Raw genomic sequence first — 13,678 nt, 5'->3', positions numbered from 1 at the left:
CCACAGGGGTCTTTCTGCCCGGCTGAACCCGCACGTCACGGGCCTAACCTGTCCGCGCTGCCGCCTCCGTCGTGACGACGCGGCCGGCCGACAGGGGAGGGGAACCCGATGCCAGAGAACACCGACGGCGCGCCCGGCAAGGCGACCGGAGGCGCGCCCGCCGAACCGTCCACGGCCCCGGTCGCGGACGACGGCGCGGGAGCCGCACCGGTGAGAGCCCTGGCGCAGGCCGCCGGCAGGCACGCGGGCGGGGCTGCCGGCGGGGCCGGGGGCGGGCCCGGCGCCGGGGCGCCGCCCGGGTGGGACCCCAAGGCGTGGCAGACCTACCAAGTCCGCCGACAGCGGGCCGAGTCCGGGGTCTGGTCCATCGCCCCCCTCGCGTGGGCCGAGGCCGCGCGCCCCGCCCAGACCGCACCCGTGCCCACCGCCGTCCTGCTCGCCGCCGTGGCGGCCGGCCTCGCCTCCGCCGTATTCCTCGGCGACGGCCTCGGGCTCGGCCTGCTGATCGCCGTCGTGCCCGCCATGGCCGGCGCGTACCTCGCCGCCCGGGCGGCCCGGCGACGCGCGCGGCCCTGGAGCGTGGCCTGGGCGGTCGGCTGCGCCGCCCTCCTCGCCGTACCCGCGCTGCGCGACGCCGCCTGGCCCGCCACCCTGGCACTGCTCGCCGCCGTCCTGCTCGGCGCGCTGGCCCTGCACGGCAGCCGCACCTGGCCCGGCGTCCTGCTCAGCCCGCTCGGCTTCGTCGACTCCACCGTGCTCGGGATCCGCTGGGCCTGGAGCGGCCTGCGCTCGCGCGGCAGCGGGGTCGACCGCACCCGCTGGCTGCCCGTGGCCAAGGCCGCCGGCGTGGCCCTCGTCCTGCTGGTGCTCTTCGGCACCCTGTTCGCCTCCGCCGACGCGGCGTTCGCCGACCTGCTGGACGGACTCACCCCGGAGATCTCCCTCGGCGACGGACCGGTGCGCTTCGTGCTCTTCGTGCTCGGAGCCGTACTCGCGCTCGCCGCCGCCCGCGCCGCCGCCGCGCCCTCGCGCTGGGACCGGATCCGGATCGCGCCCGGAAAGCCGCGCTCCCGCGTCGAATGGGCCCTGCCGCTCATCGTGCTCGACCTGCTCTTCGCCGGCTTCAACGCCGTTCAGCTGGCCGTCCTGTTCGGCGGCTACGACAAGGTCCTGGAGAGCACCGGGCTCACCTACGCCGAGTACGCCCGCCAGGGCTTCTGGCAGCTGCTCTGGGCCACCCTGCTCACCCTCGTCGTGATCGCGCTCGCCCTGCGCTGGGCCCCGCGCGCCGGAGCCGGCGACCGGCGGTTCGTCCGCGTCGTCCTCGGCACGCTGTGCGCCCTGACCCTGGTCGTGGTCGCCTCCGCGCTGCGCCGGATGGACCTGTACGTGGACGCGTACGGGCTGACCCGGCTGCGCGTGTCGGTGGCCGCGATGGAGCTCTGGCTCGGGCTGGTGATCGTACTGATCATGGCGGCGGGCGTGCTCGGGGCCCGCTGGCTGCCGCGCGCGGTCGCGGCCGGATCGGCCGCCGCCGTCCTGGCCTTCGGGCTGCTGTCCCCGGACGGGCTGGTCGCCGAGAAGAACGTGGCCCGCTTCGAGCGGACCGGCAAGCCCGACCTGGCCGGCAAGCTCGACCTGGCCTACTTCCAGGCCCTGTCGGCGGACGCCGTGCCCGCGCTGGACCGGCTTCCCGAACCCCGCCGCTCCTGCGCCCTGCGCGGGATCAACAACGAGCTGGCGAGCCGCGGCCAGGTGCCCTGGTACGCGATGAGCCTCGGCGAGTACCGGGCCCGGCAGATCCTCCGTGAGCGCCCGGTGACGGCCTCGTACGAGGTGTGCCGGAGCCTGGGCACCTTCCACGGCCGCATCGAGTAGCGGGCGGCGTACGGGGACCCGGGCGCGGGAGGCGATCCCGCGCCCGGGTCCCCGTACGCCGTGCCGCGCGGCTCAGGCCGCCGGACCGGCCTCCGCGGCGGCGCCGTTCAGCGCCTCCAGGTCGCTCTTGCGCACCCGGATCACCAGCAGCGCGGTGGCCAGGGCGAGTCCGGCCATGGCGACGGCCGCGATGAACGCGGTGGAGATGCCCTGGGTGAGGACGATGTCCCCCCAGGGGTCGGCCATCCGCTTGGTCTCGTTGAAGGCCGCCATCTGGCCGGGGTCCGCGTGTTCCATGAAGTCCGGCAGCTGCTTCGCGCCCTCGTTCCGGCTGGCCGTGCCGAAGACGGTCACCAGGATGGACAGGCCGAGCGAGCCGCCCACCTGCTGGCTGGCGTTGAGCAGTCCGGAGGCTGCGCCCGCTTCCCGCTGGGCGACCCCGGAGACGGCGGTGAGGGTGAGGGTCACGAAGTTCAGGCCCATGCCGAAGCCGAAGAGCAGCATCGGCCCGAGGACCCCGGAGACGTACGAGCTGTCGGTGCGGATGAAGGTCAGCCAGGTCAGGCCGATTCCGGTGAGGGCGGATCCGGCGACCATGAACGGCTTGGGGCCGAAGCGCGGCAGGAAGCGCTGCGAGAGTCCGGCGGCGGTGACGATCGCGACGGTCACGGGCAGGAAGCCGAGCCCGGACTGGATGGGGGAGAAGCCCAGCACGTTCTGTACGAACTGGACGATGAAGAAGAACATCCCGAACATCGCGGCGGCGAGGCCGAGCATGATCAGGTAGGTGCCCGCGCGGTTGCGGTCGGCGAACATCCGCAGCGGGATGATCGGATCGTGGGCCCGCGACTCGATGACCACGAACAGCGTGAGCAGGACGACGGCCGCGGCGAAGGAGAAGAGGGTGCCCCCGTCGCGCCAGCCGTCCTCGGAGGCGCGGATGAACCCGTAGACGAGCGAGGCCATGCCGCCGGTGGAGGTGAGGGCCCCCGCGATGTCGAAGCGGCCCGGGTGGCGCTCGGACTCGGTGATGTAGAGCGGGGCGAGCACGGCGATCAGCAGGCCGATCGGCACGTTGACGAAGAGCACCCAGCGCCAGTCGAGCCACTCGGTCAGCATGCCGCCGGCCAGCAGGCCGATCGCGCCGCCGCCCGCGGAGACGGCGGCGAACACGCCGAACGCGCGGTTGCGCTCGGGGCCTTCGGCGAACGTCGTGGTGATCAGGGCGAGCGAGGTCGGCGAGGCGATCGCGCCGCCGACCCCCTGGAGGGCGCGGGCGGCCAGCAGTTGCCAGGGCTCCTCTGCGAAGCCGCCGAGCAGGGAGGCCGCGGTGAAGAGCAGGATGCCGGTCATGAAGACGCGGCGCCGGCCGAGGATGTCGCCGGCCCTGCCGCCGAGCAGCAGGAGGCCGCCGAAGGCCAGGGTGTAGGCGCTGATCACCCAGGACAGGTCGGTGGTGGAGAAGGCGAGGGCGGTCTGGATGTGCGGGAGTGCGATGTTCACGATCGTCGCGTCGAGGACGACCATCAGCTGACAGGCGGCGATGACCGCGAGTGCCACGCCGGGCCGCCCTTCCCGGCGGGCCGCGCCCGGTATCCGGGGCGTGGCGAGTGGAGAGCTTTTCACCGAGGATCCCCCCATAGTGAAATAGTGAACGCAGCCGTTCACTGCGGCACCACGGTAGGAGCCCCCGCTTAGTGAACGCAACCGTTCACTAAGGCTGAAAACGCGTGCGAGGGGCGCGTGGGTCGGGCGGAGGTAGAGGTGATGGTGGGTTCGCGCTGGTCAGTGGCGTCGCCGAGCCGCAGGCGCGGTCCGGAACTCGAACGGGCGATTCTCGACGCGGCGTTGGAGCAGCTGAGCACGGTCGGCTGGAACGCGCTCACCATGGAGGGCGTCGCGGCCGGTGCGCACACCGGCAAGGCGGCGGTCTACCGGCGGTGGCCGTCGAAGGCCGACCTGGTGGCCGAGGTGCTGCGGGCGGGGCTGCCGCCGATCGGGGAGATCGCCGACGGCGGTTCGGTCCGGGGGGACTTCCTCCGGTTGTGTGTGCGGATGCGTGACGTGATGGAGTCGCGCGCCGGTCAGGCGCTGCGTGCGGTCCTTCACGAATGCGACCACGCCCATGCGGGCCGGTTCCACGACGTGGTCCGGGCCGGGTTGCACGAGCCCGCCCACCGCTTGATCAGGGAGCTTGTGCAGCGCGGGATCGAGCGGGGCGACGTACGGCCGGATGCGGCGAGTCCGTTCGTCGCCGACGTCATTCCGGCCATGATGATGTACCGCGCGAAGGTGTGCGGGAGCGAATGGACGGATGCGGACATCACGGAAATGATCGATCAGGTGATGGTGCCGCTGCTCAGGGCGTGAGACGCCGCGCGGACTCCACCCGGGGCGGGGTGTGCAGGCGGCGCGGGGCGGCGTAACCTTGCTGGCGCCATGCCGTACGAAGCACCCACCCACACCGTCGAACGCTCCCTCCGTGCAACCACCGGCGCCAAGGTCATCGCCGGGGTCGACGAAGTCGGACGAGGGGCCTGGGCCGGTCCCGTCACCGTGTGCGCGGCGATCACCGGTCTGCGCCGCCCGCCCGCAGGTCTCACCGATTCCAAACTGCTCACCCAGAAACGCCGCGACGCGCTCCTCGACGTCCTGGAGGGCTGGGTCACCGCGTACGCGCTGGGACACGCCTCCCCGGAGGAGATCGACGCACTCGGGATGACGGCCGCCCTGCGGCTCGCCGCGGAGCGCGCCCTGGAGGCGCTGCCCGTGCGGCCCGACGCGGTGATCCTCGACGGCAAGCACGACTATCTCGGCCCGCCCTGGCGGGTCCGTACGGTGATCAAGGGCGACCAGTCCTGCGTGGCCGTGGCCGCGGCCTCGGTGATCGCCAAGGTCAGGCGCGACCGGATGATGGCCGAACTCGGCCAACAGGGCGGTGGATGTACGGAGTTCGCCTTCGGCGACAACGCCGGATATCCGTCGCCGGTGCACCGGGCCGCGCTCGAGGAGCTGGGGCCCACCCCGTACCACCGGCTCTCGTGGTCGTACCTCGACGGGCTGCCCAAGTGGCGCCACCTCAAGAAGGTGCGGCGCAGCGAGGAAGCGGCGGAGCTGGAAAACGGAGGCCAACTCGGCTTCGATTTCTGATCGCACCCACGTGCCACCCACCGGTACGTTTCGTACCGGTGTTTGATAGACATCAACTCATGCCTCTCACCCCCGAGGAGCCTCAGATTCACGAGAGTGCCCAGGGTCCCCGCGTCACGCCGGCCGCGAGCCGCACCGCGCAGACCCCCCGCCCCGTACCTGGTCCGCGTCCCGCCGCCGTCCCGCGGCCCGGGCGCCCCGGTCCCTCCCCCGCGGCGGCGAGCCGTACGGGCGGGGCTCCCAGGCCCGCACCGCCCGCGCAGCGTGCGCCGCTGGCCACCTCTGGACCCGTAGCCCCCACCGCACCGTCCGTTTCCGCGGCGGTGCCCCAGATCCAGCTGATCCCGGCCTCCGCCGAGGGGGCGCTGGACGCGGCCGAAGAGGCCGTCGACCTGCTGCTCGACACCGGGCGCGCGCCCGGCGACATCCTGGTGCTCACCACCGGCGACCCGCACCCGTGGGCCGCGCACGAGCTGTCCTTCGGCGAGGCCGCGTACTGGGCCCTGCACGACGCCGGGGACGACGTCTTCTACGCGGACGCGGCGCAGGCCGAGCGCGCCGCGGACCGTCCCGTCGTGGTCCTCGCGGCCAACGGCGGACCGGCCGGGGCGACCGCCACCAGCCTGCCGACCGCGCTCGCGCGGGCCGGCGCACTGCTGGTCGTGTGCGGCGACCCGGAGCAGATCAACTCCGTTCTGGGCACGGGCGTCTGACGCCCCGTACCCGGCGCGGGCAAGGGGCGGGGCCGGTCGGACCGGCCCCGCTGAAGCCCGAGGCCTGACCTGCCGTACGCCCGATCCAGGGTGTACGGCCGCGAGGGCTGCCCGCGTACGGGCGGGCGTACGGGTGAATGCGGCGCGGGCGGGCTGCGGCGCACGGAGGGCTTCGCGTACGGCGTGCGTCGGCGTACGGCCGGCTCCGCCGCGCCGCGGGTCCTCAGCGCGCGGCGGTCCGGCGCCGCAGGACCTCGGTCGCGCCGCCGCCGGTGCGCAGGGTCACCGGGGGGAATTCGGCCACGCTGTCGCCGAGGCGCTCGGGCCGCGAGTCGGAGCTGGGATGCCGGCCGCCCCGGCCCTCGCCCAGCACCTGCCAGCCGCCGCGGGTCAGCGTGATGTACGCGCCGCAGCGCAGCCCGTGCAGGGTGCAGGCGTCCCGCAGCCCCCACATCCAGGCGCCGTCCTCCTCGGTCCACCGCTCGTCGCCCTCGCGGCAGTACAGCAGCACCGCGGTCCGCACCGGGGTCCGGCGCCGCAGGTCGTGCGGGATGACCCGGCGCAGCGCGGCGAGCAGGGCGTTGCGGTACTCCCAGCCGTCGGCCGGGGCCGGGGCCGAGCGCCGGGCGAACGAGGCGCTCGCGACGAGCCGCTCCTCGGGGCCGAGCACGGCGATCACCGCGGTCGAGGGCGACGGGCCGTGCCGGGAGTGCAGACCGTGGACGACGTCGCGCGGATTGCGCAGCAGGGGGATGCCCGCCGCCGTCCATTCGGCGGGTTCCACCAGTCTGCCGTGCCGGCTGGCGCCGCCGGCTGCCGTTGTCAGTGACGACGTCGAGGGCGGGGCGAATCCGAAGGCCACGGTCCTCCCTTCGGGTACACGCCCGCAGACGGGCACAGCTGTCGTACGGGCGCGCCGCGGCGAGGCCCAAAAGAGCGCCGTCGAGCCGGGCGGGAGCAGCCCAATTCTCGCGTGGCCCGTGAGCATGCGGCAACGAGCAATTGGCGCCGCCGACCGGAATTCGCCGGTATGCCGTTCATATCCTTGCCCCGTCAGGGCCAAGATGACTCATTCGACTCCAGCTGAAGACCCAGTACCAGCGGAAACACCCCTCCGGGGGCAGGGTCGAGGCCGGGTGGAGCGTGCGTCCGGCCCGTGGACCGTCCGCGACGATCTTCTCACGCTGGGTGAATTGGCCGATTGTCCGTGCCATCCGGTTGCATGGGGGCATGGACAACCTGGAGCTCCGCACCGAAGCCGATGCCATCCTCGCCGAGCTCGTCGGCGCCCCGGGGAGCGGGGCGCGGCTGCGGGAGGACCAGTGGCAGGCCGTGGCCGCCCTGGTGGAGGAGCGCCGGCGGGCCCTGGTGGTGCAGCGCACCGGCTGGGGAAAGTCGGCGGTGTACTTCGTCGCGACCGCGCTGCTGCGCCGGCGCGGCTCCGGACCCACGGTGATCATTTCGCCGCTGCTGGCGCTGATGCGCAACCAGGTCGAGGCGGCGGCGCGGGCCGGCATCCAGGCGCGCACCATCAACTCGGCCAACCCGGAGGAGTGGGACGCCATCTACGGGGAGGTCGAGCGCGGCGAGACCGACGTGCTCCTCGTCAGCCCCGAACGCCTCAACTCCGTGGACTTCCGCGAGCAGGTGCTGCCCAAGCTCGCGGCCACGACCGGTCTGCTCGTGGTCGACGAGGCCCACTGCATCTCCGACTGGGGCCACGACTTCCGCCCCGACTACCGCCGGCTGCGGGCCATGCTCGCCGAGCTGGCCCCCGGCGTCCCGGTCCTGGCCACCACCGCGACCGCCAACGCCCGGGTCACCGCGGACGTGGCGGAGCAGCTGGGCACGGGGGCCGGCGAGGCCCTGGTGCTGCGCGGTCCGCTGGACCGGGAGAGCCTGCGCCTGGGCGTGGTCGAGCTGCCGGACGCCGCGCACCGGCTGGCCTGGCTCGCCGAGCACCTGGACGAGCTGCCCGGCTCGGGGATCATCTACACGCTGACGGTGGCCGCGGCCGAGGAGGCCGCCGCCTTCCTGCGCCAGCGCGGCTTCCCGGTGGCCTCGTACACGGGCAAGACGGAGAACGCCGACCGACTCCAGGCCGAGGACGACCTCCAGGCGAACCGGGTCAAGGCGCTGGTCGCGACCTCGGCGCTGGGCATGGGCTTCGACAAGCCCGACCTGGGCTTCGTGATCCACCTCGGCTCGCCGTCCTCGCCGATCGCGTACTACCAGCAGGTCGGCCGCGCCGGGCGAGGCGTGGAGCACGCCGAGGTCCTGCTGCTGCCGGGCAAGGAGGACGAGGCCATCTGGCGCTACTTCGCCGATACCGCCTTCCCGCCCGAGGCCCAGGTACGGCAGACCCTGTCGGCCCTCGCCGACGCCGGACGGCCGCTGTCCGTGCCCGCGCTGGAAGCCGCCGTGGAGCTCCGGCGCACCCGGCTGGAGACCATGCTCAAGGTGCTCGACGTCGACGGAGCCGTCAAGCGGGTCAAGGGCGGCTGGAGTTCCACCGGCCGGCAGTGGACGTACGACTCCGAGCGGTACGCCTGGGTCGCCCGCCAGCGGGCCGCCGAGCAGCAGGCCATGCGCGACTACGTCAGCACGACCGGGTGCCGGATGGAGTTCCTGCGCCGGCAGCTGGACGACGAGGGGGCGGCCCCGTGCGGCCGGTGCGACAACTGCGCGGGCGCCTGGGCCGATTCCTCCGTGTCCGCGGAGACCCTGACCGGCGCGGCGAAGGAACTGGAGCGCCCGGGGGTGGAGGTGGAGCCGCGCAGGATGTGGCCGACCGGCATGGCGGCCCTGGGCATCAACGTCAAGGGCCGCATCCCGGCAGGGGAGCAGTGCTCCACCGGGCGGGCCCTGGGCCGGCTCTCGGACATCGGCTGGGGCAACCGGCTGCGCCCGCTGCTCGCCGAGAACGCCCCCGACGGACCGGTCCCCGAAGACGTCCTGCACGCCGCGGTGGCCGTGCTCGCCGACTGGGCGCGCTCCGCGGGCGGCTGGGCCCCCGGTGTCCCGGACGCCTCCGCCCGGCCCGTGGGCGTCGTCGCCGTGCCGTCCCTCGCCCGTCCGCAGCTCGTCGGCTCCCTCGCGGAGGGGATCGCGGGCATCGGCCGCCTCCCGTACCTGGGCACCCTGACGTACACCGGGCCGGGCGGCGCGCACGCGGCGCGGCGCAGCAACTCCGCCCAGCGGCTCAGGGCGCTGTCCGGCACGTTCGCCGTCTCGGAGGAACTGGCCGCCGCCCTGGCGCAGTCGCCCGGGCCCGTCCTGCTGGTGGACGACTACTCCGACTCCGGCTGGACCCTGGCGGTCGCCGCCCGCCTGCTCCGGCAGGCGGGAGCCGGCCAGGTGCTCCCGCTGATCCTCGCGACGGCCGGCTGAACCGGACGGACTCCGAGACCGGCCGGCTCCGCAATCCATGACTCTGACATCGTGTCAAGGGCGGTCCGAACCCTGTGGAAGTTGAGCGGTCAAGAGTTATCCACAGGGCTTTCGGGATCTGACCGTCCGCGGGACCGTCGGGGCATGACGAACGACCGCGCATCACACACCCCGTCCGACCGGCCCGCCATCAGCCCGGCCGGACCCGCCCTCGACCCCCGGATCACCCTGCGCAGCCCGGCCGAACTGGCCGACGCGCTGCCTTACATGCTCGGTTTCCATCCGACCGACTCCCTCGTCATGGTCACCGTGCACGGCGAGGGCGGGCGCTTCGGCGGCCGGCTCCGCGTCGGCATCCCCACGGCCCCGGCCGAATGGGAGGACACCGCCCGGCAGGTCGCCGACTGCCTCGTCCGGGGCAGCGAGCGGCGCGGAGCCAAGCCCGACGGCATCGTCGTCTTCCTCTGCCAGGACCCGGCGGACGGCGAGAGCGGCCAGCGGGTCATGACCCGGCTGCGCCCGCTGGCCCAGCGCATCCGGCTGGCCTGCGGCGCCCTCGACGTGCCCGTGATGGAGGCGCTCTGCATCTCCGCCGGCCGGTACTGGTCCTACTGCTGTCCCGACGAGCGGTGCTGCTCCGCCGAGGGCAGCCCGCTGACCGCGACCGGCACCTCGGTGATGGCGGCGACCGCGACCTTCGCCGGACTCCGGGTCCGGGGCTCCCTCCGCGAGATCGAGGGCCGGCTGGCACCGCTGCGCGGGGGTGCGGCGGCGGAGATGGAGCAGGCCCTGGACCGGGCGGCCGCCGCCCTCGTGCCGAAGATCCTCGACGGAGCCACCCGGGAGGAGGTCGGCGCGGAGACGGTCACGCTGGCCCGCACCCTGATGCGGCGGATGACCCTCGCCCCGCCCGTGGACGGCGGACCGGGAGCCGACGACTGGGACGACGCGCTGCTCGGCCACGACGAGGCCGCCACCGTGATCCTCGGCCTCCAGGACCGCGAGATCCGGGACGTCGCCGCCGAGTGGATGGAGGGCGAGGAGGCGGCCCCCGCCCTGCGGCTGTGGCGGGCGCTGGCCCGCCGCTGCGTCGGGGCCTACGGAGAGCACGCGGCGGCCCCGCTCACCCTCGCGGGCTGGGTCTCGTGGGCCACCGGGGACGAGCCGACGGCCCGGATCGCCCTGGGGCTGGCCCTGCGGGCCGACGCCGACTACCGCTTCGCCCAACTGCTCCACCACGCCTGCAACGAGGGCATCGACCCGGAGGGGCTGCGGGCCTGCCTGCGCGAGGAGCGGCGGCGTAGGGAACCGCGCCGCAAGCGCGCCGCGGCCACCACCCGCCCTCCGGGCCGCCGGGAAGCTCAGCCCCGCCGAGAGCCCCGTCGCGAGCCCCGCCGCACCGCGGGGAGCGACCAGTGAGTGCGGGCCGGGGCCGGGCCGCGGGGAGCTCCGTGCGGCGGATCCGGGAAGCGGCCCTCACCGCCCTGCGGCGCACGCCCCGTCACCGGCACGGCCCAGTACGGGCGCAGCCGCCACCGGGGCCCGTGACCCGGGCGGGGGCGCCACCGTTCAGCTGGAGGGTGGCGGGGGCCCGGCCGCGCCGCCGCCCAGCGAAGCAGGCCGGAGCGCAGACAGCCCAGACAAGGCGACCCATGGCCCACTCCGTACCGCCCGCCCGCAGGACCGAGTTGCCGCCCGTGCACGGCACCGTCATCTGCGTCGCCGCGCCCTGCCTCGTCATCTCGCCGGAGCACGGCCAGTTGACCGGGCGGGGGATCGACGGGATCTACCGCTCCGGGCGCAGGCTGCTCTCCCGCTGCGTGCTCCGGGTCGGCGGCCGGGACCCGGTCGCCGTCCAGGGACGCAGCCTCGGCTCCGACCGGGCCTCCTTCACCGCGACAGTCCGTACCGGGGCCGACGCGGGGCCCGATCCCGACATCGGGGTGGAGCGGGTCCGGCACGCGGACGGCACCGAGCGGATCACGGTGCGCAGTTTCACGGCCCGGCCGCTGCGCCTGCCCGTGGAGCTGCTGCTCGGCACCGACCTGGCCGAGCTGGCCGCGGTGGCCGCGGGCCGGGCCGGGCCCGAACTGCCGGCCGGGGTGCACGCCGCCGGGCTGCGCTGGAGCAGCGGGGACGCCCAGGCCATCACGGCCGCCGAGCCGGCCCCCGACGACGCCCTCGCCTCGGCGGGGCTGCTGCGCTGGCAGCTCGAACTGGGGCCCGGCGAGTCCCGCACCATCGAGCTGCGGACCACGCAGGACCGCATTTCACGGGCCCCGGCCGGGCAGGTGGCCAACCCGCTGGCCGACGCCCGGGCGGAGGGGGACGACCCGAGGGTCGAAACCTGGTTCCGCCGCAGTGTCGAGGACCTCGGCGCGCTGCTGATGCGGGATCGAGAGCAGCCCGCCGACGCCTTCCTCGCCGCCGGGGTGCCGTGGCGGCTCGGGCTGGCTCCGGCGGAGTCCCTCTGGGCCGCCAGGATGGCGCTCCCGCTCGGCACCGGGCTCGCGGCGGCCACCCTGCGCACCCTGGCCCGGACCCAGACCGGCGGCCGGGGCGCCGACGCCGGGAAGATCCCGGGGCCGCTGCGCGGGGCCGGTCCGCAGCTGCCGCCCGGGTGCACCGGTACCGAGGCGACCCTCGCCTTCCCGGCGGTGCTCGCCGAGGCCCGGCGCTGGGGGATGCCCGAGGAGGAGGTGGCCCGGCTCCTCCCGGCGGCCGAGCGGTGCCTGGACTGGCTGCGCGGAGCCCTGGGGGCGGACGGCTTCCTGGCCGATCCCGATCCCGGGCCGCGGCGCTGCGAGACCCAGGCCCACGCCCACCGGGCCGCGCTGCTCGGCGCGGACCTGCTCGCCGGATGCGGGCGGCCCGGCGCCGAGGAGTGGCAGGAGTGGGCGGCCGCACTCCGCAAGCGGTTCCGGGACGGGTTCTGGATCGACGGCCCGGACGGCGGCCGGCCCGCCGCGGCCCTGCACCCCGACGGGCGGCCGCTGCCCCGGCTGACGGGGGCCGCCGCCCACCTCCTGGACACCGGCCTGCTGGGCGGCGGCCGACTCGCCCCCGGGCTGCTGGACCGGGTCCGCACGGAGCAGCTCGCCCGCCTCCTCGGCGCACCCGCCATGGATTCCGGCTGGGGGCTGCGGAGCATGGCGTCCCGGGAGCCGGGCCACAACCCCTTCGGCCACCGCTCGGGCGCGGTGCGGGCGTACGAGAGCGCCGTGGCGGTCGCCGGGCTGGCCCAGGCCGGCTTCGAGAAGGAGGCCGCCGGTCTGCTGCGGGGTCTGCTGGACGCCGCGGAGAGCTTCGGGTACCGGCTGCCGGAGATGTACGCCGCCGAGCAGCGCACCGCGGGCAGCGCGCCGCTCCCGCACCCGGCGGCCTGTCGCCCCGCCGCGGTGGCCGCGGCCGCCGGGGTGCACGCGCTCACCGCCCTCGCCGGGCTCCGCCCCGACGCCCCGGCGGGCACGGTCGCCGTCGTCCCGCTGCCCGGCGCTCCCCTCGGCGCCCTGCGCTTCTGCGACCTGCGGGTCTCGGGGGAACCGTTCGCCGTCCGGATCAGCCGGCTCGGCCTCGGCATGGTGGAGGAGGCGGCCGATGCGCTCCAACTGGGCGGGTAGCCTCGCGACCACTGCCTCCGGGATGACCAAAGCTCTGTTTATCGTCAGGCAGACGACTATGATCGCGGCATGTCGCCCTACGACCCGTCGGCCTATCCGCCCTTCGCTGTCACCGTCGACCTGGTCGTGCTCACCGTGCGGCGTCACGCGCTCTGTGCGCTGGTCGTCCGGCGGGGTGAGCAGCCGTTCCAGGGACGCTGGGCCCTGCCCGGCGGTTTCGTCCGCGGGGACGAGGACCTGGCCGCCGCCGCGGCCCGCGAGCTCTCCGAGGAAACCGGCCTGTGCGCGCACGACCCGGCCGAGCCGGGCGCCGACAACGGGGCGCACCTCGAACAGCTCGCCACGTACGGGGATCCGAAGCGCGATCCGCGCATGCGCGTCGTCAGCGTCGCGCATCTGGTCCTGGCTCCGGACCTGCCCGCCCCCCGGGCGGGCGGAGACGCCAACAGCGCGCGCTGGGCCCCCGTCGACGAGCTCCTGGCCGCCCCGGACCAGGCGGCCGCGGGGCTCGCCTTCGATCACGCGCGGATCCTCGCCGACGGCGTGGAGCGGGCCCGCTCCAAGATCGAGTACTCCTCGCTGGCCACGGCGTTCTGCCCGCCCGCGTTCACCGTCGGCGAGCTGCGCCGGGTCTACGAGGCCGTGTGGGGCGTGGCCCTCGACCCGCGCAACTTCCATCGCAAGGTCACCGGGACCCCCGGGTTCCTGGTCCCGGCCGGGGGCACGACGACCCGTCAGGGCGGCCGGCCCGCCCAGCTGTTCCGGGCCGGCGCGGCGCCCCTGCTCAACCCGCCGATGCTGCGCCCCGAAGTCTGACGGGTCGACACGGACGCCAACGCGTCCCGACTACCCAGAAAATCGGACATATCGCGTTATCTTGTTTGCGGTACTCACCATGCCGCAGAGCGGTCTCACCCCCCGCGAGAG

General features: G+C 74.9%; 10 protein-coding genes. 8 read left to right on the top strand and 2 right to left on the bottom strand.

Annotation, left to right across the window (positions count from 1 at the left end):
- Positions 1-108 precede the first annotated feature (108 nt).
- Positions 109-1,878 (top strand): DUF4153 domain-containing protein, encoded by a 1,770-nt coding sequence (locus ADK52_RS21755; protein ID WP_053691497.1) that lies wholly within the window; start codon positions 109-111, stop codon positions 1,876-1,878.
- Between the two features lie 72 nt (positions 1,879-1,950).
- Here the strand turns inward: ADK52_RS21755 and ADK52_RS21750 are convergent, their stop codons facing one another.
- Positions 1,951-3,504 carry an MFS transporter gene (locus ADK52_RS21750; RefSeq protein ID WP_078988514.1) on the bottom strand — a complete coding sequence of 518 codons (1,554 nt, stop codon included), beginning with the start codon at positions 3,502-3,504 and terminating at the stop codon, positions 1,951-1,953.
- A gap of 141 nt (positions 3,505-3,645) precedes the next feature.
- Between ADK52_RS21750 and ADK52_RS21745 the strand changes: the two genes are divergently transcribed.
- The 3 genes from ADK52_RS21745 to ADK52_RS21735 all read left to right on the top strand — a co-directional run bounded on the left by ADK52_RS21745 (position 3,646) and on the right by ADK52_RS21735 (position 5,741).
- On the top strand, positions 3,646-4,248 hold the full coding sequence (locus ADK52_RS21745; protein ID WP_053691524.1) for a TetR/AcrR family transcriptional regulator: 603 nt from the start codon (positions 3,646-3,648) through the stop codon (positions 4,246-4,248).
- A gap of 69 nt (positions 4,249-4,317) precedes the next feature.
- Complete coding sequence (locus tag ADK52_RS21740; protein ID WP_053691496.1) at positions 4,318-5,028, top strand: ribonuclease HII; 711 nt, start codon at positions 4,318-4,320, stop codon at positions 5,026-5,028.
- A gap of 59 nt (positions 5,029-5,087) precedes the next feature.
- Positions 5,088-5,741, top strand: a complete 654-nt coding sequence (locus ADK52_RS21735) for a hypothetical protein (protein WP_078988509.1) — start codon at positions 5,088-5,090, stop codon at positions 5,739-5,741.
- A gap of 223 nt (positions 5,742-5,964) precedes the next feature.
- On the opposite strand, the gene ADK52_RS21730 is transcribed toward ADK52_RS21735, so the two are convergent.
- Positions 5,965-6,603, bottom strand: coding sequence for a hypothetical protein (locus tag ADK52_RS21730; protein WP_053691495.1), 639 nt, complete (start codon positions 6,601-6,603; stop codon positions 5,965-5,967).
- A gap of 368 nt (positions 6,604-6,971) precedes the next feature.
- Between ADK52_RS21730 and ADK52_RS21725 the strand changes: the two genes are divergently transcribed.
- The 4 genes from ADK52_RS21725 (at position 6,972) to ADK52_RS21710 (ending at position 13,567) form a co-directional block, all read left to right on the top strand.
- Positions 6,972-9,131 (top strand): RecQ family ATP-dependent DNA helicase, encoded by a 2,160-nt coding sequence (locus ADK52_RS21725; protein ID WP_053691494.1) that lies wholly within the window; start codon positions 6,972-6,974, stop codon positions 9,129-9,131.
- 144 nt (positions 9,132-9,275) lie between these two features.
- The gene (locus tag ADK52_RS21720; protein WP_053691493.1) at positions 9,276-10,550 is read left to right on the top strand and encodes a DUF4192 domain-containing protein; all 1,275 of its coding nucleotides are present in this window, start codon (positions 9,276-9,278) and stop codon (positions 10,548-10,550) included.
- A 233-nt stretch (positions 10,551-10,783) separates the two neighbouring features.
- On the top strand, positions 10,784-12,751 hold the full coding sequence (locus ADK52_RS21715; protein WP_053691492.1) for a glycogen debranching N-terminal domain-containing protein: 1,968 nt from the start codon (positions 10,784-10,786) through the stop codon (positions 12,749-12,751).
- A gap of 69 nt (positions 12,752-12,820) precedes the next feature.
- Positions 12,821-13,567: an NUDIX hydrolase gene (locus tag ADK52_RS21710; RefSeq protein ID WP_053691491.1), complete on the top strand. Its 747-nt coding sequence runs from the start codon at positions 12,821-12,823 to the stop codon at positions 13,565-13,567.
- Positions 13,568-13,678 lie beyond the last annotated feature (111 nt).

It is taken from the genome of Streptomyces sp. WM6372 (assembly GCF_001279655.1).
GTDB lineage: Bacteria > Actinomycetota > Actinomycetes > Streptomycetales > Streptomycetaceae > Streptomyces.
The sequence above is the reverse complement of the archived record's forward strand: the minus strand, read 5'-3'. Positions and strand labels throughout refer to the sequence as shown.